Origin of the sequence: Nocardia exalbida NBRC 100660, from assembly GCF_000308575.1 — a bacterium.
GTDB lineage: Bacteria > Actinomycetota > Actinomycetes > Mycobacteriales > Mycobacteriaceae > Nocardia > Nocardia exalbida.
The window spans coordinates 189,204-212,741 of sequence record NZ_BAFZ01000119.1; the positions used below are offsets into that span (position 1 = coordinate 189,204).

24 protein-coding genes are annotated in these 23,538 nt (G+C 69.1%); 11 read left to right on the plus strand and 13 right to left on the minus strand.

Annotated features, from left to right (window positions below; genetic code table 11):
• Positions 1–31 precede the first annotated feature (31 nt).
• On the plus strand, positions 32–1,090 hold the full coding sequence (locus tag ON29_RS27510; RefSeq protein ID WP_040870898.1) for a fused (3R)-hydroxyacyl-ACP dehydratase subunits HadA/HadB: 1,059 nt from the start codon (positions 32–34) through the stop codon (positions 1,088–1,090).
• A gap of 6 nt (positions 1,091–1,096) precedes the next feature.
• Here ON29_RS27510 and ON29_RS27515 read toward each other — a convergent pair whose 3' ends face one another.
• Positions 1,097–2,563, minus strand: a complete 1,467-nt coding sequence (locus ON29_RS27515) for a glycoside hydrolase family 183 protein (RefSeq protein ID WP_040870732.1) — start codon at positions 2,561–2,563, stop codon at positions 1,097–1,099.
• Between the two features lie 190 nt (positions 2,564–2,753).
• Here ON29_RS27515 and ON29_RS35070 point away from each other — a divergent pair, with 190 nt between their 5' ends.
• Both ON29_RS35070 and ON29_RS27525 read left to right on the plus strand, forming a co-directional pair.
• A complete protein-coding gene (locus tag ON29_RS35070; RefSeq protein ID WP_373283931.1) occupies positions 2,754–2,990 on the plus strand; it encodes an excalibur calcium-binding domain-containing protein in 237 nt (78 codons plus the stop codon).
• Between the two features lie 43 nt (positions 2,991–3,033).
• A complete protein-coding gene (locus ON29_RS27525; RefSeq protein WP_245549128.1) occupies positions 3,034–3,360 on the plus strand; it encodes an excalibur calcium-binding domain-containing protein in 327 nt (108 codons plus the stop codon).
• Here the strand turns inward: ON29_RS27525 and ON29_RS27530 are convergent.
• On the minus strand, positions 3,357–4,475 hold the full coding sequence (locus tag ON29_RS27530) for a BTAD domain-containing putative transcriptional regulator (protein ID WP_040870900.1): 1,119 nt from the start codon (positions 4,473–4,475) through the stop codon (positions 3,357–3,359). The two genes, ON29_RS27525 and ON29_RS27530, sit on opposite strands and share 4 nt — an antisense overlap.
• 31 nt (positions 4,476–4,506) lie before the next feature.
• Positions 4,507–5,541, minus strand: a complete 1,035-nt coding sequence (fbaA, locus tag ON29_RS27535; protein WP_040870735.1) for a class II fructose-bisphosphate aldolase — start codon at positions 5,539–5,541, stop codon at positions 4,507–4,509.
• 199 nt (positions 5,542–5,740) lie between these two features.
• Between fbaA and ON29_RS27540 the strand changes: the two genes are divergently transcribed.
• On the plus strand, positions 5,741–6,493 hold the full coding sequence (locus tag ON29_RS27540) for a DedA family protein (RefSeq protein WP_083864094.1): 753 nt from the start codon (positions 5,741–5,743) through the stop codon (positions 6,491–6,493).
• A gap of 5 nt (positions 6,494–6,498) precedes the next feature.
• Complete coding sequence (locus ON29_RS27545) at positions 6,499–7,197, plus strand: DedA family protein (protein WP_040870737.1); 699 nt, start codon at positions 6,499–6,501, stop codon at positions 7,195–7,197.
• A 7-nt stretch (positions 7,198–7,204) separates the two neighbouring features.
• On the opposite strand, the gene ON29_RS27550 is transcribed toward ON29_RS27545, so the two are convergent.
• The 3 genes from ON29_RS27550 to ON29_RS27560 all read right to left on the minus strand — a co-directional run bounded on the left by ON29_RS27550 (position 7,205) and on the right by ON29_RS27560 (position 9,635).
• Positions 7,205–8,290: a glycoside hydrolase family 76 protein gene (locus tag ON29_RS27550; protein ID WP_040870903.1), complete on the minus strand. Its 1,086-nt coding sequence runs from the start codon at positions 8,288–8,290 to the stop codon at positions 7,205–7,207.
• A 271-nt stretch (positions 8,291–8,561) separates the two neighbouring features.
• Positions 8,562–9,248 carry a TrmH family RNA methyltransferase gene (locus ON29_RS27555; protein ID WP_051175632.1) on the minus strand — a complete coding sequence of 229 codons (687 nt, stop codon included), beginning with the start codon at positions 9,246–9,248 and terminating at the stop codon, positions 8,562–8,564.
• A gap of 54 nt (positions 9,249–9,302) precedes the next feature.
• Positions 9,303–9,635: a DUF4190 domain-containing protein gene (locus tag ON29_RS27560; protein WP_040870739.1), complete on the minus strand. Its 333-nt coding sequence runs from the start codon at positions 9,633–9,635 to the stop codon at positions 9,303–9,305.
• Between the two features lie 267 nt (positions 9,636–9,902).
• On the opposite strand from ON29_RS27560, the gene ON29_RS27565 reads away from it, so the two are divergent.
• The gene (locus tag ON29_RS27565) at positions 9,903–10,481 is read left to right on the plus strand and encodes a Uma2 family endonuclease (protein WP_040870741.1); all 579 of its coding nucleotides are present in this window, start codon (positions 9,903–9,905) and stop codon (positions 10,479–10,481) included.
• A gap of 62 nt (positions 10,482–10,543) precedes the next feature.
• Positions 10,544–10,990 (plus strand): DUF3592 domain-containing protein, encoded by a 447-nt coding sequence (locus tag ON29_RS27570; protein WP_040870742.1) that lies wholly within the window; start codon positions 10,544–10,546, stop codon positions 10,988–10,990.
• Here the strand turns inward: ON29_RS27570 and ON29_RS27575 are convergent.
• The 7 genes from ON29_RS27575 to clpB form a co-directional block, all read right to left on the minus strand.
• Positions 10,974–11,681, minus strand: coding sequence for a lysoplasmalogenase family protein (locus tag ON29_RS27575; protein ID WP_040870744.1), 708 nt, complete (start codon positions 11,679–11,681; stop codon positions 10,974–10,976). The genes ON29_RS27570 and ON29_RS27575 overlap by 17 nt on opposite strands.
• 2 nt (positions 11,682–11,683) lie before the next feature.
• Positions 11,684–12,742, minus strand: coding sequence for a beta-ketoacyl-ACP synthase 3 (locus tag ON29_RS27580; protein WP_040870746.1), 1,059 nt, complete (start codon positions 12,740–12,742; stop codon positions 11,684–11,686).
• A gap of 50 nt (positions 12,743–12,792) precedes the next feature.
• On the minus strand, positions 12,793–13,341 hold the full coding sequence (gene pyrE / locus ON29_RS27585; protein ID WP_040870748.1) for an orotate phosphoribosyltransferase: 549 nt from the start codon (positions 13,339–13,341) through the stop codon (positions 12,793–12,795).
• A gap of 1 nt (position 13,342) precedes the next feature.
• Positions 13,343–14,152: an SDR family NAD(P)-dependent oxidoreductase gene (locus ON29_RS27590; RefSeq protein ID WP_040870749.1), complete on the minus strand. Its 810-nt coding sequence runs from the start codon at positions 14,150–14,152 to the stop codon at positions 13,343–13,345.
• Positions 14,153–14,168: 16 nt separating this feature from the next.
• Entirely contained in the window at positions 14,169–15,137 is a 969-nt protein-coding gene (locus ON29_RS27595) for a TtfA family protein (RefSeq protein WP_373283930.1), read from the minus strand.
• 131 nt (positions 15,138–15,268) lie between these two features.
• Positions 15,269–16,078, minus strand: coding sequence for a DUF5666 domain-containing protein (locus ON29_RS27600; protein WP_040870752.1), 810 nt, complete (start codon positions 16,076–16,078; stop codon positions 15,269–15,271).
• A 233-nt stretch (positions 16,079–16,311) separates the two neighbouring features.
• Positions 16,312–18,867 (minus strand): ATP-dependent chaperone ClpB, encoded by a 2,556-nt coding sequence (clpB, locus tag ON29_RS27605; RefSeq protein ID WP_040870753.1) that lies wholly within the window; start codon positions 18,865–18,867, stop codon positions 16,312–16,314.
• Between the two features lie 339 nt (positions 18,868–19,206).
• On the opposite strand from clpB, the gene ON29_RS27610 reads away from it, so the two are divergent.
• The 4 genes from ON29_RS27610 (at position 19,207) to ON29_RS27625 (ending at position 23,324) form a co-directional block, all read left to right on the plus strand.
• Positions 19,207–20,142 carry an NADP-dependent oxidoreductase gene (locus ON29_RS27610; RefSeq protein WP_040870754.1) on the plus strand — a complete coding sequence of 312 codons (936 nt, stop codon included), beginning with the start codon at positions 19,207–19,209 and terminating at the stop codon, positions 20,140–20,142.
• A 62-nt stretch (positions 20,143–20,204) separates the two neighbouring features.
• Entirely contained in the window at positions 20,205–21,077 is an 873-nt protein-coding gene (locus tag ON29_RS27615) for an LLM class flavin-dependent oxidoreductase (protein ID WP_217999306.1), read from the plus strand.
• 298 nt (positions 21,078–21,375) lie between these two features.
• Positions 21,376–22,533, plus strand: coding sequence for a globin domain-containing protein (locus ON29_RS27620; protein ID WP_040870757.1), 1,158 nt, complete (start codon positions 21,376–21,378; stop codon positions 22,531–22,533).
• 29 nt (positions 22,534–22,562) lie between these two features.
• Positions 22,563–23,324, plus strand: a complete 762-nt coding sequence (locus ON29_RS27625; protein ID WP_040870758.1) for an FAD-binding oxidoreductase — start codon at positions 22,563–22,565, stop codon at positions 23,322–23,324.
• Positions 23,325–23,538 lie beyond the last annotated feature (214 nt).

Consider the following 23,538-nt stretch of genomic DNA (forward strand, 5'->3'; position numbering starts at 1 on the left):
GGTCCGGTTCAGCAGTAGCATGGCCCGGATCATGAGCAGGGAACAGACGATGGCGCGGCCGGATGTCGATGTCGTTCCGGTGACGCCGACCGGACAGCGATTCCGGGTGCGGGACCATTACGAGGTCGGCCGCGAGAAGGTCCGGGAGTTCGCCCGCGGGGTCCAGAACCACCACGCGGCACATCAGCGCGAAGCCGACGCACGCGCGCTCGGGTATCCCGGGATCATCGCGCCGCCGACCTTCGCGTCGGTGATCGGGATGTCCGCGACCAGGGCGCTGCTCGACTCCGTGCTCACCCAGTACGACCTCTCCCAGTTCCTGCAGACCGACCAGGTCTTCGAGATCTACCGGCCGATCCTGGCCGGTGACCGGGTACGCAGCGAGATCGTCATCGAGTCGATCCGCCGGTTCGGGGACAACGACTTCATCGTGGTGCGCTTCTCGCTGAGCAATCAGCACGGTGAGGTCGCCATCGTCGGCTCGACCACGATCGTCGCCCGCCGCGGCGCCGAGGTCGACGCCGCCCTGGACGACGTGGTCGAGAACATCATGATGCACGGGCGCCCGGTCGACTCCGGAGCCGATCTCGCCTACGACGACGCGCTGGTGCCGCTGGGCGTCGGCCCGCTGGTCGAGCCGGCCGAGCACGAGCGCGCGACCGTGCACACGCTGCCCTCGTTCGACGAACTCGCCCCGGGTGATCAGCTTCCCGAAGGCGCCTTCCGGCTCACCCGCGGTGACCTGGCGAACTACGCGGGCGTGTCCGGCGACGCCAACCCGATCCACTTCAGCGACCACGCCGCGCAGCTTGCCGGGCTTCCGACCGTGGTCGCGCACGGCATGCTGACCATGGGCTTGGCCGGTGGCTATCTCACAGGGTGGCTGGGCGATCCGACCGCCATCCAGAAGTTCAGCGTGCGGTTCTCCGGCTTCGTTCCGGTCGCCGCCGACGCGGCGAGCACGGTCGCTTTCACCGGCCGGATCAAGTCGCTCGACCCGGCCGCGCGCACCGCGACCATCCTGCTCGGCGGCTCCTCCGAAGGGCGCAAGCTGTTCGGTCGCGCGGTGGCCGAGGTGCGGCTGCGCTAGCCCGGATCACTCGTTCACGACCGAGTGCATCAGGTAGACGTTGTAGTCACTCCAGGTCGAGATGGTGAAGTAGAGGTCCGATCCCGAGGACCACGGGTGGATGAACCCGCCGTACAGCTCCGGATAGGTCAGCGCCGACACCGTCGGCGTGCTCTCCGACCACACGCCCTGCGGCGTGTCCGCCTCCCGGACGACGATGGCGGCCTTGGTCGTATCCAGATAGCTCATCTGCCAGACGTCGCGGGCGGCGTCGTAGCGGACGGACAGCTCACCGACGGTGCCGTCCACGATCGGCGTGGCCGAGGCGAAGCCGCCGACGGGGGTCCAGACGCCGTCCTGCCAATACTGGTAGGCGGTGGTGTTGAGCAGTTGGTCTTCCGGCACCCGGGCCAGGCCGACCGCGCCGAGGCGGGTGTTGGGCGTACCGAACATGTAGACGTAACCGCCGTGCGGAACCATCGCGCTGACTTGGAAATTCGCCAGGCCGAAGATGTTGTCCCAGCGGGCGTGCGGATCCTTCGTCCAGGTCTCACCGTGGTCGTCGGAGTAGGCGATGCCGCCGTAGTTGGTGAAGAACGTGCCGGGCAGGCTGTTCCAGGTCCGAATCGACATGTAGCTCAGGTACTGTCGCCCGCCGAGCGCGAAACCCGAGGTGGGAATGGTGGTGACCTCGACGTTGTCGAGTTTGCGGCTGGAGAGCACCTCGGCCGCGTGGCAGCGGTCGTCGGTGACCATCCGGTCGAAGGTCACCCCGTCGGCGAGATCGCGGTCGGTGCTGAAGGCGAGCACGTTGCTGCGCCAATCCAGCCCCATGCCACCCGGCGGATGGAAGCCGCGTCCGACGGTGTCGCCGAACGCGGTCGCGATCTCGCCCGGTGCGCTCTCCCACATGATGCCGAGGTCGGTACCGTCCACCTGCCACCGTTTGTCGGTGCGGTTCACCGAATTCGCGCCGGTCAGCTTCGCCACCTCGCGAGCGGGGCCGAGGCGAGGGGCGGCCCGGGCGGGTGACTGCGCCGCGGGTTCGACCGGCGGCCGCACCGGCGCGGGCCGCGGCGGCACCTGACCGGGGTCGGGACCGGGCCCGGGAATCGCGAAGTGGAACGGCTTGGGATTCAGCAGGATCTCCGGAATTCCCAGCTGTCCTGCGAGACTCGGCGGCGCGCCGGGCAGATCGGTGAGATCGGGGCACGGGTTGGCGCACGGATCGGCTGGAAGCTCCATCCGCGTGCGTTGCGGCGCGGGGTCCGGCGCCTGCGGCGGGAGCACGGTGACCACCGGATAGGGAATCGGCACCTCCACCGTTTTCGGCACCAGCGGCTCGTGGGTCGCCACCGGATCGGTCGCGCACGGCCCCACCCCCGCCGGGCCTTCGGCCGCTTCCGGCACCGCGGCGGCGGACCCATCGGCGTAGACGAGCAACCCCGCACCGACCACGATTGCACCGACGGCGGCCAGCATTCGCATCGCCATAGCAAACCCCTCGAAATCCATTGCGGACACGAACCTTGCGGAGACGAACCAGCGGAACGACCCTACCGCGTTCGAGTTTCGAAAACCGGCCGACCGACACGCCCATTCAAAAGGATCCGCCTGTCTGCTCGCCACCGCCGCGCTGGCCATCGGCTCGCCCGTCGCGGCGGCCGACCCACTCACCGACCTGCTGTGCAGCTCAGGATCCGCACAGTTCTGCGCACCGCCCGCGGCGCCGCCGCAAGCTACCCCGCCACCACCGAACAACCCGCCTCACTCGAACCCGCCCCCGCAAGCGCCCCCGGGTGGCCCGTCCTACAAGAACTGCACCGAGGTTCGCAACGCGGGTAAGGCTCCGCTGTTGCGCGGACAGCCGGGATACGCCCCGCACCTGGACCGGGACAACGACGGAATCGCCTGCGAGTGAATCGCACCGGCGCACCGGCCGCCGGGGGAGCAGGATGGAAGGCGTGACCGAGTCAGTTCTCCGCATCGCGCCCGCGATCGGGGCGGCGCTGCTGGCGGCCGGAGCGAGTGTGCTCGTGCCGTCGGCGGCGTCCGCCGTCCCGCCGCCGGCCGTCGCGATCGCCGGACCGCACGATGACCATCCGATACCGCACAACCGATCCGGGCCGAAGGGCGACAGCGAGCGCCCCGAGGAATCCGATGGGCGGTCGCCGAAGATCTACACCGATTGCGACCAGGTGCGCGCGGAGGGCGCCGGACCGCTCTTGCGCGGGCAGCCCGGTTTCAACGCGTATCTGGACCGGGACGGCAACGGAATCGCCTGCGACTAGCCCAGTGCCTGGAAGGTGATGATCGTCCCGCCGATTCGGATCTGGTCGCCGTCGGCGAGTAGTACTCCGCTGTCGATCGGATCCTCGTTGACGAAGACGCCGTTGGCCGAATGCAGGTCCTTGATGAGCAGACCGGAGCGGCTCGGCATGATGTGCGCGTGGTAGCGGCTGGCCCGCGGGTCCTCCAGCACCAAGTCGTTGTCGGTCATCCGGCCGATGCGCAGACCGCCCTGGGCGATCGCCACCATCCGGCCGTCCGGCATCCGCAGCCGGCCGCTGCGCACCGCGCCCGGCATCTCGGTGACCGTCTCGGTCATGGCCGCGGCAAGGCGCTCGACCTGCCGGAGTTCGACCGTGCTGAGCGGCTCCTGCCGCAGGACGCGCTGCTCCAGATCGACCAGCGCCGGTCCCGGGTCGATGCCGAGCTCGTCGGCGAGCACGCCGCGCACCTTCCGGCACGCCTCCAGCGCGTCCGCCTGACGTCCGGACAGATACAGCGCGGTGATCAGCTGACCCCACAGCGGTTCGCGCAGCGGGTGCTCGTTGGTCATCGCGACCAGCTCGCCGATCACCGAGGACGCGCGCCCGCAGGCGATCTCGGCGTCGATCCGGGCCGAGGCGGCCAGCAGCCGCTCCTCGTCCATGGCGGTGGCGAAGCCGTCGGCGAACTGCAAACCGGCCAGATCGGCCAGCGCCCGGCCGCTCCACTCGCGCAGGGCGGAGCCGAACAACTGCGCCGCCCCGGCATGATCACCGAGTTCCGCGGCGCGCGAGCCTGCCTCCCGCGCCGCCTCGAAACGCCCGAGATCGCAGGCGGTCTCGTCGATCTCCAGCCGATAGCCCGACGACTCGGTGCGCAGCACCGTCGCCGGGTCCACCCCGGAGTTCCGCAGCGCCTTGCGGATGTTCGAGACGAAGACCTGCAGGCTCGCGGCATAGGAGTCGGGTGGTTCCTCGTTCCACACCAGATCGGCGAGCGCGGCCGAGGACACCGCGCGCCGCCGATTCACCGTGAGCGCGGCGAGCAGAGCTCGCGGTTTGGGCCCGCCGACGGCCACCGGTTCACCACCGACGAGCAGTCGCACGGGCCCGAGCACGCGCACATCCAGACTCATGTGCACCAAGCCCCTGACGGGTGAATCAGGGTCAGGCGCTGATCGAGCGTCCGGCGGAGTGCAGGTCGTTGCACGCCTCGACGACGCGGGCCGCCATCGACGCCTCGCCCTTCTTCAGGTAGCTGCGCGGGTCGTAGACCTTCTTGTTGCCCACTTCGCCGTCGATCTTCAGCACGCCGTCGTAGTTGACGAACATGTGCCCGGCCACCGGCCGCGTGAACGCGTACTGGGTGTCGGTGTCGACGTTCATCTTCACCACGCCGAAGCGCAGCGCGTCCTCGATCTCGGATTTCAGCGAGCCGGAACCACCGTGGAAGACGAAGTCGAACGGCTTCGCGTCGGCGTCGAGGCCGAGCTTGGCCGCCGCGACGCGCTGGCCCTCGGCGAGCACCTCGGGCTTGAGCACGACGTTGCCCGGCTTGTACACGCCGTGCACGTTGCCGAAGGTGGCCGCGAGCAGGTATCTGCCGTTCTCGCCCGCGCCGAGGGCGTCGATGGTCTTCTCGAAGTCCTCCGGCGAGGTGTAGAGCTTCTCGTTGATCTCCGCCTCGACGCCGTCCTCTTCACCGCCGACGACACCGATCTCGACCTCGAGAATGATGTTCGCGGCGTGCGTGGCCTTTAGCAGTTCCTTGGCGATCTCGAGGTTCTCGTCGATCGGAATCGCGGAGCCGTCCCACATGTGCGACTGGAACAGCGGGTTCTTACCCGCGTTGACCCGCTCCTGGGAGATCGCCAGCAGCGGCCGGACGAAGGTGTCCAGCTTGTCCTTGGGGCAGTGGTCGGTGTGCAGCGCGATGGTCACGTCGTACTTGGCCGCGACCACGTGCGCGAACTCGGCCAGCGCCACCGCGCCGGTGACCATGTCCTTCACACCCTGGCCGGAGGCGAATTCCGCGCCGCCGGTGGAGAACTGGATGATGCCGTCGCTGCCCGCGTCCGCGAAACCCTTGATGGCCGCGTTGATCGTCTCCGACGACGTGCAGTTGATGGCCGGGAAGGCGAAGGTATTGGCTTTGGCCCGACCGAGCATCTCGGCGTAGACCTCCGGAGTCGCGATGGGCACAGTAAGACCTCCGTGTTGTGCGGCAAAGACCTATTTTGTCAGTCCTTACCCTAAGGCAGCTGTGTTTCGCCTGGTATGCAGGGAGGCAGTGGGCAGGTGACCCACCGGTAATTTCGCGCACTGCGCGAGCATTCTCAGGCGGAGCCGGTACTGTGGGGCCGGTAATTTGCGCTGGCAGCTTCCGACGCGGTGGCAAGCGATGCACGCCAGCCGTATCGGGACAGGAGGCCACGTGATTCTGCAGGCAGCGACAGAATCGGTGACGAGCAACCTCGCGCTTACCGAGTTGCTCGACCCGATGCACCTGCTCACGGAGACGTGGCTGAAGAACGCGGTGCTGCCGGCCATCCTGGTCATCGTCTTCATCGAGACCGGCTTGCTGTTCCCGATCCTGCCCGGCGATTCGCTGCTGTTCACCGGCGGCCTGCTGTCCGCGCAGCCGAATCCGCCGGTGTCGATCTGGGTTCTGGTGCCCGCCGTCGTCCTGGTCGCCTTCGCGGGCGACCAGTGTGCCTACTGGATCGGGCGGGCGATCGGACCGGCGCTGTTCCAGAAAGAGGACACCCGGTTCTTCAAGAAGCATTACGTCACGGAGACCCACGAATTTTTCGAGAAGCACGGCCCGAAGACGATCGTCCTGGCCCGGTTCGTGCCGATCGTGCGCACCTTCATGCCGGTCCTGGCCGGAGTCTCCAAAATGGACTATCGCAAGTACGTCGCGTTCGACATCGTCGGCGCGGTGCTGTGGGGCGGCGGCGTCACGGTGCTCGGCTACTTCCTGGGCAACGTCGCGTTCATCCGTGACCACGTCGAGGCGATCTTCCTGCTCATCGTCTTCGTGTCGATCCTGCCCGGCATCACCGCCGTGGTGAAGAAGATTCGCCGCGGTACACCCGTGTCCGAGGCGGTCGAGAGCGAGCTGACCGCTTCGACCAGCGAGCGCACCCGCTGAAGACGGTGACGACGGACTCGTCGCCCCTAGCCGTGGGCAGTTTCGATCCGCTACTCTCCGCGGGCCCCGCGCTCGTCTGGGCAGTGGTGTTGACCTTCGTCTTCCTCGAGTGCGCGGTGATCCTCGGGCTGTTCCTGCCCGGAGACTCGATGCTCATCACCGCGGGCATCGTGATGGCATCGCACGCTTCGGGCGAGGCGCACGTATGGGCGCTGTCGCTGGGCGCGATGGTGGCGGCCATCGCGGGCAACCAGGTCGGTTACGTCATCGGGCATCGGACCGGACGGCATTTGGTCGCCCGCAAGAACGGCAGATACATCAACGTCCGCAATCTGCAGCGCGTCGCCGAACTGCTGCACCGGCACGGATTCGTCGCGGTGCTGATCGCCCGGTGGATTCCCTGGGTGCGCACCCTGTGCCCCTCGGTCGCGGGCGCGGCGCGAATGGACCACCGCAAATTCACCGTGGCCAGCACCGTCGGGGCGATCGTCTGGGCGCCGGTGCTGTTGCTCATCGGCTACTACGCGGGCAACTTCCTGGGGCGGGTGCCGTGGCTGATGCCGATCGTGATCGGCACGCTGGTGGTGGGCTTGATCATCGGGACGGCGCTCGGCGTGCGGCACTACCGGCAGGAGATGTCCCAGCCCGCAGAGGACTTCGCGCTGGAGACGGCCCCGAGCGCGGTGCTGGAGTCCGAGAGCTGATCCGCGCTCACAGCCCCGCGGCGCTGACCTGGTAGGCCGCCTCCATCAGCAGCCAGCCGGACAACTGCACCGACATGTCGCGTCCCGGCACCTTCGACGAGGTCACCGAGCCGCCCGCGGTGAAGTAACCGGCTCCCGCGCTGCCGCCGGGCAGTTGCGCGGGCTTGCTCCAGTCGTGCCCGAACAGTGGCTCGCCCTCCACTTGCAGCCGGTTCGCCCACGCCGCCTCCGCGGACGCGGTGACGATCGCGGCGGCCGCACGGCGGTCGGCGACCTGTTCGGAGTCCTCGCCGGGCAACATCACCGCGACCAGCGCCAGGTATCGGGCCAGGATGCCGTTGAACAGTCCGCCGTCGCCCCCGCCGCCGCCGTTGACGACACCGTCGGTGGTCATATGTTCCTCGACGGCCGCGAGCAGCCGGTGCACGCGGTCGATGTGTTTCGGATCGCCCGTCTGCACGGCCAGTTCGGTCTCCAAGCCGAGCGCCACGCCCTGGCAGTAGGTGAACACGGGGCGCTCGATCTCGCCGGAGGGCAGATGGATTCCGTCCAGAATCAAGCCGGTCTCCGGATCGCGCAGCGTCGCGTCCAGCCAGTCGGCCATCTCCTGAGCGCGCTGGATGCGCCCGAGCCGTAACAGCGCGATCGCGGCGGGACCGTTCGCGGGCGCGTTGAAATAATCCGAACCGGTGCGCCAGGGCAGGCCGCCGCCGATCTGCGGCTGCCAGCCGTCGTGCAGTTGCTTCTCCAGCGCGGCCAGCGCGCTGCGCACGTCGGTGCCCTGGGTGCGCTCGGCGCGTTCCAGTGCGATGGCCAGCCACGCCATGTCGTCGTAGTACCGGTTGGTCCAGCCGGTGAGGTTGCGGATGCGATGCGAGCGCGCCAGCGCCGCGATCCGCCTGCGGCGCAGCGGAGTCGGCGCCCGGTTCGCGGCGTCGATCGCGCATTCGATCAGATGCGCCTGCCACCAGTAGTGCCACCCGCCGAAGACCCGCTCGCGCTTGGTGGCGGGCCAGCCGACCACGCCGAGTTCGGTGCCCGGCAGCGCCCACAGCGCGCGCAGGTGCCGCGAGATGATCGCCGATTCGGCCATGTCGGCCCGTTCGGACCACAGCGTCGCGGGCGCGACGGCCTCCCGGCCCGTCCGTGCCCGGACAGCCGGCGGACGCGGTACCGCGGAGCCCTTTTCGGCGTGCTCCACGCGCGGCACCTCGATGTCGTCGCTCCGCGAGGTCATGGATCAATGGTGCCAGGCCCGAACGGATTTATGCGCCCGATTTGTTACGAAAGCGATGTGCAATCGTGCCGATGCGCTCCGGGACCGGAAGATCTCCTGCTCACACGGTCGAACACGCGGAAGGCCCTCACCAGGCGGTCGTCAGATCGGCGTGTTGCCGCACCCACGCGTGCATGGCGATCCCCGCGGCCACGCCGGCGTTGATGCTGCGGGTGGAACCGAACTGCGCGATCGACACCGTCATCACGGCGGCCTGCTTGGCGTGGTCGGTGACACCGGGCCCCTCTTGGCCGAACAGCAGCAGGCACGCGCGCGGCAGTGTGACCGTCTCCAGCGGGACCGAGCCCGGCACGTTGTCGACGGCGACCACCGTCAGCCCGGCGTGCTCGCTGAACGCAAGCAGCTCGCCGATGTCGGTGTGGTGCCGGATGTGCTGGTAGCGGTCGGTCACCATGGCGCCGCGCCGATTCCAGCGCCGCCTGCCGACAATGTGCACGGCCGAGGCGGCGAAGGCGTTGGCCGTGCGGACCACCGTGCCGATGTTCGCGTCGTGCCCGAAGTTCTCGATCGCGACGTGGAACGGGTGCCTGCGCCGGTCGATGTCGGCGACGATGGCCTCCCGGCTCCAGTACCGGTAGGCGTCGACCACGTTGCGGCGGTCGCCCGCGGCCAGCAGTTCAGGGTCCAGGCGCGGATCGTCCGGCGGCGGCTCGGCGTGCTCGCTCGCCCACGGGCCGACGCCGTTGGGGTGCTCGCCCCACTCCGTCGGCCCTGGTAGGTCCTGCTCCGCCGCATCCGGCACCGGGTGACTCACCCCGACGATGCTAATTCCGGTCACCGCGCCCGCGACGGGTGGCCGGGTACCGGCTCAGTAACCGGACGAGCTGCCCGCGAACGCGCCGACCAGCCCGAGCACCAACAGCAACAGCAGGAACAGCAGGGTCAGGCACATCAGTGCGGTGGCGATGATGCCGCAGATGTATCCCGCGTTGACGTTCCCCCGTCCACCGATGGTGCCGCCGGAGGCGTCGATCTCGTTGAGCGCCCGCTTGCCCATCACCCAGGCGACGGGTCCGATGAACTGGCACAGCACGAGGCTCAGAATGCCCAGGATCAGGATCGTGGTGGCTCTCGGATGGTCCGGGGGTCCGTAGGCCCCATAGGCTGGGTAGCCGTACGGCTGCTGCGGCGGATAGCTCATCAGCAGGATCGTAGTAGGTGTGGCGGGCTACACCACATCTTCGGCGGGCAGTTCCATCGAACCCCGAAAGCACCGCGACGACCATGGATTCCATGACCGAGACACACGCCGGACCGACCCTTTTCGAGCTCGACCTACCGCCCTGCAGACCCACCACCGCCGCGTGCCGGCGGTAATGCGACTCGAGGGCTGATGACGCTGCCGTTTGTCGGGCTGCTGTGCCAGACTGGCCCCAACGCGGTATCCGTGCGGGGAGGGGAGGAAGCGATGACCGTCGACGTGAACTGGCCTGATCATCTGCTGACCCTGGAGGACTGGATCGCGCTGCCGGAGGACAGCAGCCGGAATTACGAACTCGTCGAGGGGGTTCTGGTCGTGTCACCGAGGCCGGTCTTGCGTCATCAATTCGCGGTCTGGCAACTGGCGGCTCAAATTCACCCTCAATTACCGAAAGAGCTTGCCGCGGTGGCGGAGGCCGAGTTGGTGGTCGATTCGGCACAACCTCCCACAGTGCGCGTACCGGACACCTTGGTCATCCGACGCAAAGCGCTCACGGACGATCTCGCACGTGTGCATCCCGAGGACGTGAAGCTCGCCGTCGAGATTCTGTCGGCCGGTTCCCGGCGGACCGATCGTGTCACCAAGTTCTTCGAGTACGCCGAAGTCGGCATCGAACACTACTGGCTCGTCGATCTCGATGAACCGATCAGCCTCAGCGCCTACCGACTGATCGACAGTGACTACGAGCTCGTCACCGAGCGGTCGGGCTCGGTGACAGTCGACCTGGCCGGAACTCCGGTCACGATCGACCTTGCCGCCCTGTCCAGCGATTACTCGGGCGGATAGCGCCGCACCCCGGCATGCGCCCGGCCTATCCTGGAGGTCTGGCACTCGGGGTGGAGGCTGGTATGGATCACGAGCGGATATTGCGCACGGTGCTCGGGGTGACCGCCGGGTATCTGATCCTGCTGGCGCTGTGGCTGGGATGGGTGGTGCATCGGACGCCGCCGGGGACCGTGCCCTATCAGATCGTGGCGCTGGTCGGGCTGTTCGGCTCGTGTGTCGGGATCGGGATGATGCTGGCCGCGCGGCCGTCCAAGGCGGATCGCCAGTTGTGGCGGCACGGTTTGGAGGGCTGGGCGACCGTGGAGGGCGTGCATCCCTTGGAACGCACCGATCATCACACCGAACTCACCGAGCTGGATCTCGAACTGACCGTGCCGGGCTCGGAAAGTTACCGGGGCACTGTCGTTTTCGACGCCACCCCGGCGGACAAACCGCGGCTCGCGGTCGGCGAGATCCTGTCTATCCGCGTCGACCCGGCGAACCGTGATCGCATCATTCTGCTGCTGTGATCACCGGTTCGACGTGTGCCTTCGGATCGGCGAGCAGATACTGCGCGGCCGTGTAGGTCGCCAGAATCACGCCTTCGGTCACTCGGCGGGCTCGCCGACCGCGTGCGAACAATCGCCGCAGCACGATGAGCCCGTCGGAGACGGTGAACAGCAGTGCCCCGAGGCCGAGGCGACTGCGCGGGTCGGCGCCGGGAACATTCACGCCCACAACGTTTTTCGCGGCGGGCGCGAGCGCCGGGTCGGATGCCAGCACGGCCGCGGCGCCCAGGGTGACGCCGTAGGCCGTCAGTGGTGTGGCCACCGAGGGCGCCTTCGTCCGCAGCAATCCGGCGGCGCCCAGCCACGCGGCCACCCGCGGCACGACCACCCCGGCGGCGGGCCTGCCGCCCATCCGCCACCACAGGGTGGCGTATCCGGCCTGCATGACCGCGAACGACGACGCGCCCGCGATCAGCTTGCGGTCGTCATCCGGATCGATGAGCAGGATGTCGCCGATGGTCGCCGCCCCCAGCGACCCGATCAGCACGGTGCGCTCGGTGGACGGCAGCTCTCTGCCCTCGGTCACCACATCGGCCATGAGCAGCGGCATCAACAGCGGCTTCGCGATCCACTGCGCCTTCTCGCGCCCGGTGACGGCGCCGTAGACGGTGACCGCCGCCGCGACGAGATATCCGGCTCGGAACGGGCGCACGACTAGAAGCTCGGTTCGGCCGGGGCGGGCGGCAACGTGACGACCTGGCCCGCGTAGCTCAGACCGGCGCCGAAACCGAGCAGCAGCGCCGTCTGCCCGCCCTTCGCCTTGCCGGTGACCAGCATCTCCTCGATCGCGAGCGGAATGGACGCGGCCGAGGTATTGCCGGTGTTCTCGATGTCGTTGGCCATCGGGATCTCGTCGGCCAGCCCGAGGTTCTTCTTCATCAGCTCGTTGATCCGGGCGTTGGCCTGATGCGGGACGAAGACCTCGATGTCCTCCTTGGCCACGCCGGAGATCTCGAGCGCGGTGGACAGCGCACGCGGCAGGGTGACCGCCGCCCAGCGGAAGACCCTCGGTCCCTCCATCCGCAGCGACATCCGGCCGACCGGATCGACGGCCGGGTCCATACCCTGCATGGCCTGGGCGCGGTGCATGTACTCCAGGAAGTCGATGTCCTGCATGATCGCGGCCGCGTTCTCGCCGTCGCTGCCCCAGACCGTGGGCGAGATGCCGTTCTCGTCGCTCGGGCCGACCACCACCGCGCCCGCGCCGTCCCCGAAGATCATCGCGGTACCGCGGTCGGTGGGATCGAGCCCGACGGTCATCGTCTCGGCGCCGATGAGCAGCACGTACTCGGCGGAGCCGGACCGGATCATGTCGGCGGCCACACCGATGCCGTAGCCGAAGCCGCCGCAGCCGGAGGTCAGGTCGAAGGCGGCGACACCGTTCATCCCGATGTCGTAGGCCACCTGGGGCGCGCCGTGCGGAGTCAGGGTCAGCCAGCTGGAGGTGGCCAGGATCACGGCGCCGATCTTCGACCGATCGACGCCGCTGTTGACGATCGCGCGCTCGCCCGCCGCCGCGGCGATCGACCGGAGCGTCTCCTCGCCGCTGATCCAGCGCCGATTGCGGACACCGGTGCGCTCGTAGATCCACTCGTCGGTGGAGTCCAGAACCTCGCAGACCTCGGCGTTGCTGACCAGGCGCTTGGGCCGGTAAGCGCCGATTCCGAGCATCGCAACGTTTTCGCGACTCTTGTTGACTGCAATGCTCACCACTGGGGACTCACACGACCCTTCACCTTCGAAGACTTAGACCATCGTCCAGGCTATCCCAGGGCGAGATCCTTGAGGCCGAGGATCGACCGGTACTCCAGTCCTTCCGCGGCGATCACCTGGTCAGCGCCGGTTTCCCGGTCGACGACGGTGGCGACGCCGACCACGGTAGCGCCCGCCGCGCGCAGCGCCCGCACCGCGGTCAGCGGCGAATTGCCGGTCGTGGTGGTGTCCTCGACGACCAGCACCCGCTTGCCCACGATGTCCGGGCCTTCGATCTGCCGCTGCATGCCGTGCGACTTCGCCGCCTTGCGCACCACGAACGCATCGATCGGGCGACCGGGCGCGTGCATCACGGCCAGCGCCACCGGGTCCGCGCCCATGGTGAGGCCGCCGACGGCGTCGAAATCCCAGTCCGCGACGAGCTCGCGTAGCAGCTTGCCGATCAGCGGGCCCGCGCCGTGGTGCAGGGTCGCGCGGCGCAGGTCGACGTAGTAGTCGGCCTCCTTGCCGGAGGACAGGGTCACCCGGCCGTGCACCACGGCGAGTTCGCGTACCAGCGCGGCCAGCCTGTCCCTGTCGTTGGTAATCACGTCGATCATCTCAAGTCCTTCCGCGTGCGTTGAACAGCCCGCGATTGAGCCGGGCCCCCAGGGTTCGCGGGATCGCTCCGGCGAGGGTGGTGAGCGCTTTGTACTGCATTCCGGGCACGCTGAGCACCCGGCCCTTCTCCAGATCACGCAGTGAGCCGGCGACTACCTGCTCGACGCTCAGCCACAACGCTTCGGGCAGCGAGGACATCTGAATGCCTGCTCGCTGATGGAATTCCGTGCGGACGAATCCCGGGCACAGGGCTTGGACCCGGACTCCGGTCCCGGCCAATCCCCCTGCCAACCCTTCCGTGAAGGATACGACGTAGGCCTTGGACGCCGAATAGGTCGACCCTCGTCCGGGGATCAGGCCCGCCACGCTGGCCACGTTGACGACGCAACCGTTCGCCGCCGCGATCATCGACGGCAGCGCGGCCCTGGTCAGCAGCACCACGGCGGTGACGTTGACGTCCAGCTGCGCCTGCAACTGCTCGGGCGGCAGCGTCCAGAACTCGCCGGAGTGCGCGAAACCGGCGTTGTTGACCAGGAATTCGACGCCCTCGGTCAGCCGCGCCGCGACCTGTTCGCGGTCCTCGGCCCTGGCCAGATCGGCGACGAGGATCTGCGAGCGGGTGCCGAAGCGGTGCTCCACCTCGGTCGCGAGTGCCGTGAGACGCCGCTCGTCCCGGGCGGCCAGCACCAGGTCGTAACCGAGCGAAGCCAGGCGGGTCGCGTAACCGCGGCCGATGCCCGAGGTCGGTCCGGTGATCAAGGCCACCGGGCGGGTGGCGCCGGGCAGCCTGGGGTGTGGATGCTCGGTCATGTGGGCGCGTGGCCGGTCACTTCGGCACAGGTCCCTGGTAGGGCCGGAATCCGGGATGGAACGGTCCGCCGGGCGGGTCGGCGGGCCGCTGCCGCGACTCGGGATCGGCCCGGCCCTCGGCGTCGCGCTCCTCGCGCGGCCGCGCCTTCTCGTCCTCGCGCCCGCGGGCGCGGGTATTCGGCACGACGGCGAGCGAGGGGCGGCGCGCCGGTTCCTGCCCCGGCTCGTCCGCGGGCTCGTCGGCGTAGGAGTCGTCGTCGGACAGCTCGTCGTCATCGGCCTCGGCGCGCGGCCGGTCGTCGGCGTCGTCCTCGCGCCGGCGTTCGCGGGGGCGCGGACGGCCAGGATCGTGTCCGCCGCCGTCGAAGCGCGGCTCGCTGACCGGCGGCAGTACGTGCAGCAGGCCGGAAAGGCGCAGCACCGCGTCGATCGCGCTTTCCCAATCCTTCGGAGTGGTGCCCACCAGCAGCATGCCCAGGGTCCAGTTGCCCTCGCTCCAGAGCATCTGCACGGTGTCCGGCAGATTCTCGATGAAGGCGACCATGCGCTGATCCACAGCGTGCCTGGCGATTTCGGGGTTGGTGGCGAAGACCACGCGGTCGCCGATCGCGCCGAGCAGCTCCAGATCGTGGTCCTTGGGCGGTGCGGCCGTCTTCAACCGCATGTCCACGTCGATGTCCGAGCCGATCTGGCGGCGCACCGCGACCAGCGTCGCGGAATCCTCCAGATCGAACAGCACGAACTTCTCGCCCTTGCGGATGCCGGAGACCACGTCGACCGCGGAGAGATAGCCCAATTTGGCCAGCGCGCCGCGGCGCCACGTGGATGGCAGCGCGGGTTCCACGGACACGTAGGTATAGCCCTGCGACTTCGCCCAGACCTGTCGCGCGTGACCGGTCCGCTGCCGCTGGAGCCGATCGAAATACAGCAGCACGATCGCGCCCACGAGCGCGATCGCCGCCAACCCGAACCACATTGCCGTCATCGACGCCTAGCCTAATAGTCCCGGCCGGACATGGTCCGTCATTACCCCCGCGCCGGGCCGAGCGAAACGGGAGCGGGCGCCGATCCGCGGGTGAACGCGCGGCCCCGCGCACCGGAGGCGGCCGGGGCGGTTCATCGTCCGCCTCCGGGCAGCGAGGTACCGATGATGATCTTGGCCTGGATCGATCCGTCCTGGCCCTTGTCGCCCTGGATCATGACGAGTTCACCGGGGGCCAGATCGGATACCGCGGTGCCCGACAACGCGATCACCTGGGTGCTCGCGTCCGTGCGCACCGTGATGGTGTTGCCCATCACCGAACTGACCGTCAGGGTGCCCCCGTCGTTGGCGGTGATGGTGCCCACCGTCGCGCCGAGGCCGTCGACGTCGCCGAGGCCGGGCACGCTGGGCAGCCCGCTCGGCGGGGTCGGCTGGGCGTTCCTGGTTCCCGGCGCCGGCTTCGTCGTGACGCGCGCCGTCGTGGCCGCCGCCGTGTCGGCCGAACCGGAATCGCTGCTGCCCAGCAGCACGCCCGCGACCACCCCGATGGCTCCGATCAGCAACACCACGCCGAGGCCGAGGGCGATCCACAGGCCGGTGTTGCGCCGAGGCGGCTGCGGCGGCCCCGGCGGCGGTCCGCCGCCGGGCGGCATCGCGCCACCGGGCGGCCCCGCCGTGCCCGGCCACCGATCGCCGCCGCTGTCCGGATAGGCGGCCCACTGGGCGTCGTAGGCGGGGAACTCGCGCGTCGCGTTGGTGCCCGGCGGCCCCCACGCTCCGTAATGCTCCGTCGGGGGATAATCCGACGGCGCGGCGGTGCCGTACGCCTCGGGGTACTCCGTGGTGTGCGCGGGGTCCCCGTATCCGGACTTGCCCGGCGCACCCAGGTGTTCGGTCGGCGCATCCTCCGGCCGCTGTCCCCAGGGATCGTTCGGGTTGGTCATGCGTTCCAGCGTAGGCTTCGTTCGCGCACTCGCGCCCGCACCCGCGGAACCGGTGTGCCCTCCGGAAGACCCACGCCGGAGCCCGATCCCTCGCACGCGAAGCGGTCATCGATCCACTCCGGCCGGTGTCGCCACCCTGCCGAGTCGATGAAACAAGCTGTGCGCGAATCGAGTTGCGCGGTGGTCGTCGAACGGGCCTCGCCCCGAGCGCTGCCCGGAGCGAGGCCGCTCGCTCACCGTCCGACGATCAGGCCGTCCCCGTCGGGGCTGACGCTCACCTTGACGCTGTCGCCGTCGGTGACCTCGCCCGCGAGCAGTTCCTTGGCCAGGGAGTCGCCGATGGCCTGCTGGATCAGCCTGCGCAGCGGGCGCGCGCCGTAGGCTGGGTCGTAGCCGCGCACGGCGAGCCAGAACCGGGCCGAATCGCTGACGTCCAGCTTCAGCCTGCGCTGCGCCAGCCGTTTCTGCAGTTGGTCGAGCTGGATGTCGACGATGTGCTCGAGCTGCTCCTCGTCGAGGGCGTGGAACATCACCACGTCGTCGAGGCGGTTGAGGAACTCCGGCTTGAAGGCCGAACGCACCGCGTTCATGACGAACTCGCGATCACCGCCCGAACCCAGGTTCGAGGTCAGGATGAGGATGGTGTTGCGGAAGTCCACCGTGCGGCCCTGGCCGTCGGTGAGCCTGCCCTCGTCGAGCACCTGGAGCAGGATGTCGAACACGTCCGGGTGCGCCTTCTCGATCTCGTCGAACAGCACCACCGTGTAGGGCCTGCGCCGCACCGCCTCGGTGAGCTGACCGCCCTGGTCGTAACCGACGTAGCCGGGCGGGGCGCCGACCAGCCGGGCCACCGAGTGCTTCTCGCTGTATTCGCTCATGTCGATGCGGACCATGGCGCGCTCGTCGTCGAACAGGAAGTCCGCCAACGACTTCGCCAGCTCGGTCTTACCGACGCCGGTCGGGCCGATGAACATGAACGAGCCGGTCGGGCGGTTCGGATCGGCGACTCCCGCGCGGGCCCTGCGCACCGCGTCGGACACCGCCTGCACCGCCTCGGTCTGACCGACCACGCGGCGGCCCAGCTCCTCCTCCATGCGCAGCAGCTTCTGCGTCTCCCCTTCCAGCATCCGGCCCACCGGGATGCCGGTCCACGACGACACCACCTCGGCGATGTCGTCCGGGCCGACCTCCTCCTTGAGCATGACCTCGCCGTCTCCGGCTGTGGCGGAGGTCTTCTCGGCTTCGGCGAGCTGCTTCTCCAGCGCCGGGATCCGGCCGTAGCGCAGTTCGGCCGCCTTGCCCAGGTCGCCGTCGCGCTCGGCGCGCTCGGATTCGCCGCGCAGCGCTTCGAGTTCCTCCTTGAGCGTGCGCACCTGGTCGATCGCGTTCTTCTCGTTCTGCCAGCGGGTGGTCAGCTGGTTGAGCTTCTCCCGATCGTCGGCGAGTTCGGCGCGCAGTTTCTCCAGCCGCTGCTTGGATGCCTCGTCGGTCTCCTTGGCGAGGGCGACCTCTTCGATCTCCAGCCTGCGCACCGCGCGCTCCACCTCATCGATCTCCACCGGGCGGGAGTCGATCTCCATGCGCAACCGCGAGGCCGACTCGTCCACCAGGTCGATCGCCTTGTCCGGCAGGAACCGGGAGGTGATGTAGCGGTCCGACAGCGTGGCGGCGGCGACCAGCGCGGAGTCGGTGATGCGCACACCATGGTGCACTTCGTAGCGGTCCTTGATGCCGCGCAGGATGCCGATGGTGTCCTCCACCGACGGCTCCCCGACCAGCACCTGCTGGAAGCGCCGCTCCAGGGCCGCGTCCTTCTCGATGTGCTTGCGGTACTCGTCCAGCGTTGTCGCGCCGACCAGGCGCAACTCGCCGCGAGCCAGCATCGGCTTGATCATGTTGCCCGCGTCCATCGCCGATTCGCCGGTCGCGCCCGCGCCGACGATGGTGTGCAGCTCATCGATGAACGTGATGATCTGGCCCGCGCTGTTCTTGATGTCCTCCAGGACGGCCTTGAGCCGCTCCTCGAATTCGCCGCGATACTTCGCGCCCGCGACCATCGCGCCGAGGTCGAGCGCCACCACGGACTTGCCGCGCAGCGACTCCGGGACATCGCCCGCCACGATGCGCTGGGCCAGGCCCTCGACGATCGCCGTCTTGCCGACGCCCGGCTCGCCGATCAGCACCGGGTTGTTCTTGGTGCGCCTGCTCAAGACCTGCACCACCCGGCGGATCTCGGTGTCCCGGCCGATCACCGGGTCGAGTTTGCCGGAGCGGGCGGCTTCGGTGAGATCGGTGGAGTACTTCTCCAGCGCTTGGTAGCTGCCTTCCGGATCAGGGCTGGTCACCCGGGCGCTGCCGCGGACCGCGGTGAACGCCGAGCGCAACGCGTCGGCGGTGGCGCCGTACTTGGTGAGCAGCATGGTCACGTCGGAGTCGCCCGCGGCGAGACCGACCATCACGTGCTCGGTGGAGACGTACTCGTCACCGAGTTCGGTGGCCAGGCGCTGCGCCGCGGTGATCGCGGCGAGTGCCTCGCGGCCGAGCGGCGGTGTGGTGGTGGCGCCGGTCGCCCGCGGCAGCCGGTCCACCAGGTCCTGTGCCTCGCGTCGCACGGTCGCCGGATCCGTTCCGACGGCCTTCAGCAAGGGCGCGGCGATGCCGTCGGTCTGGTCCAGCAACGCCACCAGCAAGTGCGCCGGACGGATCTCCGGGTTGCCCGCGGCGGAGGCCGCCTGCAGGGCGGCGGTGAGCGCCGCCTGAGTCTTGGTGGTGGGATTGAACGAGTCCACGAGTCACCTTCCTACTAGTCGATTCGCACGACGCCGAGCACGATTCCGGTGGACGGAAGCCCTCGCTTCGTCTCGCCCGCTCGTCTACCGGCTCGCCGCCGTTCCTTACCGTCCAACGTCGGAAAGGTTGAGCCTGTTCCGCTCAAGTTCGTATTTTTTCGGCGCGCCCGCCCGTAACCGGGGATCGGATCGAACGCTACGCCCCGACACCGGCGAAAGCGACGCCTCGCCGACACCGCCGATGCGGTGATTCCGCACGTCGGCGGGGTTCGGATGCCTACGATGACCTCGGCCGTCACTTGTTGCATCACTCTTCACCCCGAATCAAGGAGCGAATGGATGCGCGCGATCGTGGTACGGAAGTTCGGAGCGACGCCGGAACTGGCCGAGATGCCGATGCCCGAACCCGGACCCGGAGCCGTGCGGGTCCAACTCCAGGCGGCCGGGGTGAACCCCTTCGACCGGAAAGTGGCCTCCGGGATCCTGGACGGCAGACTGCCCCACGACTTCCCGATGATCCTCGGGGTGGACGGGGCGGGCACCGTCGCCACGATCGGCGCGGGCGTCAGCCGCTTCGCCGTCGGGGACCGGGTGGTCGGCAAGTTCCTCACGCCGCCGGTGGGCCACGGCAGCTTCGCCGAGTACGCGGTGCTCCCGGAGGGCGGCACGCTGGTGCCGATCCCGCCCGGCGTTCCGACCGTCGCGGCCGCCGCGCTGCCGACCGCCGGGGTCACCGCGCAGGATCTCGTGGACGCCACGCACATCAAGCCCGGCCAGACCGTGCTGATCGTGGGCGCGACCGGCGGCGTCGGCTCCTTCCTGGTGCAACTGGCCAATATCGCGGGCGCGCACGTCATCGCGACGGCGCGCGGCGATTCCGCCGATCAGATGACCCGGCTGGGCGCGGCCGAGACGGTGGACTACTCCGCGGCCCCGGTGCGCGAGCAGGTCGCCGCCGCGCATCCGGACGGCATCGACGTGCTGTTCGACCTGGTGAGCCCGCCCGAGGCGCTCGCAGAACTGACCACGCTGGTCCGCGACGGCGGCACGGTCTACTCCACCACCTTCGCCGCCGACGAGGACGCGTTGCGCGCGCGGTCGATCAAGGGCGGCAACATCGAATCCCAAGGCAAAGCGCCGGAGTTGGCCAGGCTGATCCAACGCGTCGCCGCGGGTGACGTGGTCGTGCCGATCGACGCCACCGTCCCGCTCGCGGAGGGACCCGCGGTCATCGGAGCGCCCGGCGCACGCGGCAAGACCGTGCTGGCCATCTGAGCCGTACCGGCCCGCCGGGCCGGCCTCCCGCCAGACCCCGGAGGTGTGCGCTGAACACCCGAGTGCCCCAATTCGGCCTGTTCCTGATCCCGGAGGCCGAGGATTTCCGCAGGCTCGCCGAGCTGAGTGTGTACGCCGACGTATCCGGGCTCGACCTGATCGGCATCCAGGACCACCCATACCAGCGCCGTTTCCTGGACACCTGGACCCTGATCACCGCTCTGGTCACGCGGACCGAGCGGATCACCTTCTTCCCGGACGTGGCGAACCTGCCGCTGCGCCACCCCGCGCTGCTCGCGAAATCGGTGGCTTCGCTCGACATCATCAGCGACGGCCGGATCCAGCTCGGCCTCGGCGCGGGCGCGTTCTGGGACGCTGTGGCCGGGATGGGCGGACCGCGCAGAACCGGTGGCGAAGCGGTGCGCGCGCTCGGCGAGGCGATCACGGTCATCCGCGCCCTGTGGAGCGACGCGCGATCGGTCCGGGTGCCCGGATCCTTCTACTCCCTCGCGGGCGCGCATCCCGGTCCCCGCCCGAGGCACGATCCCGGCATCTGGCTCGGCGCGCGGGGCCCGCGCATGCTCGAGCTCACCGGACGCGCCGCCGACGGCTGGGTGCCGTCGGCCGCGTGGGCGCCGCCGGAGTTCCTCGCCGACGCGGGCAGGCGGATCGATGACGCCGCCGCCGCGGCGGACCGGGACCCGCTGGCGGTGCGACGGGTGTTGAACGTGTCCGGGACCATCACCGCGGACGGAACCGACCGCGGCTTCCTGGAGGGTCCGGTCGCGCGATGGGTCGACGATCTTCTGGTTCTGCACCATGACCAGCGGATCGACGGATTCGTCTTCTGGCCCACCGAGGGGGAACCGGTCGAGCAGATCCGGCGTTATACCGAGCAGGTCGTGCCCGCGGTTCGGGCCGGCGCCGGGTCGTGACCGGCGTCTGCTCGGCGGCGACGGGCCGCGAAGCCGCGGCGCCGTCCGTCCGTGGCTCCGGTTACCGAAGGGTCAGCCACATCCGCCGTTTGCCCACCGATTACCGTTTGGCCGGGTCTCCCGGCACCGACGGTCGCGGCCGGAGGTAGTTCGTCTCCAGCCCGTACCCGGCCGGAGCGAAGGCGAAGGTATGCCTATACCCACACGACCACGGCATTTTCGGGGATACTTGTCGGCGGGAGACCGCCGGTAACGGGTATGTCCCCGGGCAGAACTGAGGGAAAGGAAGCTCCACGTCGTGGATGCGCGTTCGGCTGCGCTGGTCCGCGCCAATTTTCGTTCGGTGATCGAGTCACCGAATGGACCCGAGCGGTTGGTCAGTGCGTTCTACGGACATTTGTTCGCCGAGAATCCCCGGCTGCGCGAATTGTTCCCGCCCGCCATGGAGATGCAGGCCAAGCGCATCGCCACGGCCATCCAGTACGTGCTCGATCACCTGGAGGACTGGGACCGGGCGCAGAAATTCCTGGAGCAACTCGCCCGCGACCATCGCAAGTACGGCGTCGAGGCGGCGCACTACGACGTGGCGGGCCGCGCGCTGCTCGCGGCGTTCCGTGCCTACAACGGCGCGGCCTGGAACCGGAGCCTGGAGGAGGGCTGGCGCGACATCACCATCCTGATCTCCGCGTCCATGGCCATCGGCGCCAACTCCGACAAGTCGCAGCCGGTGTGGGAGGCGACCGTGGTCGGCCATCGCCGTGTGCTGGAGGACCTGGCCATCGTGCGGCTGCAATCCGACGGGCCGGTGCCCTACCAGGCCGGACAGTACGTGCCGGTCACGATCCCGCAGCGGCCGAAGATGTGGCGCTATTTCTCCCCGGCCATCCCGTCCAACCCGTACGGCGAGATCGAGTTCCACGTGCGCAAGATCCGCGGGGGCTGGGTGAGCCCCGCGATCGTCAACGAGACCAGGGTCGGCGACCGCTGGCGGATCGCGGGCCCGCTCGGCGGACTGCACGTCGACCGGGACAGCGGCCGCGACGTGCTCATGATCGGCGCGGGCACCGGCATCGCGCCGCTGCGCGCCCAGCTGATCGAGATGGGCCAGCGCGGCATCAATCCGCGCGTGCACTTCTTCATCGGGGGCCGCTATCCCTGCGATCTGTACGACGTGGAGAACATGTGGCAGCTCTCGCAGAGCAACCCGTGGCTGACCATCGTGCCGGTGTGCGAGCAGAAGACCAATCCGTGGTGGTACCCGCATCCGCCGCAGGACGCACCGTACGGCATGCACCGGCGCCTGATCGGTAATCTAGGCGCCGTCGTCGCGAGCTTCGGCGCGTGGGCGGACCGCCAGATCCAGATCGCCGGATCGGCCCGGATGATCGCGGATACCCAGCGCGCGCTCATCGCGGTCGGCACGCCGGAGCAGAACATCAGCTGCGACCCTGTGTAACGAAGGAGGCCCCGTTGGGGGATCCGAGCATGCTCGGTAACGGTCATGAAGCGCCGGAGTGGACCTCGACCGTGGTCGGCCATCATCGGCTCCGGCACGATCTCGCGGTGATCCGCCTGATCGGCGAGTTCGTTCCGTTCGCCGCCGGGCAATCGGTCGAGGTGCGAGTTCCGCAGCACCCCGGCGTGCGCCGCAGGTTCTCCCCCGCGCTGCCGCCCTCCCTGGACGGCAAGCTGGAGTTCCACGTGCGCACGGTGCCGGGCGGCTGGTGCAGCGCCGCCATCGTCGCCGACACGCAGCCGGGCGACGAGTGGCGAATCGGCGCTCCGGCAGGCGGGTTCTGGGTCGACCCGGACGGCGACGAGGTGGTCATGATCGCCGGCGGCACGGGATTGGCGCCGATGCGCGCGCAGATCCTGGAACTGGCGCGCAAGCCTTCCCCGCCGCCGACCTACCTCTTCGTCGGCGGGCGCTCCCCCCGCGACCTGTACGCCTCGGACATGCTCTTCCTGCTCGCCGCCGAATTGCCCTGGCTCACTGTCATTCCCGTGGTGGAAAGCCTGGAGGACCCGCACTGGGTCGACGAGTGGTACGAGCAGTCCCGTGTCGACATCGGCTTCTCACCCGACGACCTGCTCTACGGCACACTCGCCGAAGTCCTCGGCTCCCACGGCGCCTTCCGCGAGCACCAAGTGCTGGTCTGCGGCTCCCCCGCCATGGTCCAGACCACGGTCGACCGCCTCCTGGAAACCGGAACACCCCCGGAGCGCATCCAATTCGAGGGGCTCTGACCTCTACCGCCGACCGTCCGAACCAGCACACCGCGCGCGGCGGAAGAAGGCCCATTGCAACGACATCGGGCCAACCATGTCTTTCTCGAGCGGCACAAGGGTCGAGCCTCCAGCGCCGCAGAGGTAGAACCCGACACAGCATTCGCACCGAGAGCCACCAGCACCACCCCACGCGACCACATCAGCTCAACTCCCGGTTTCGAGCGAAGCGAGA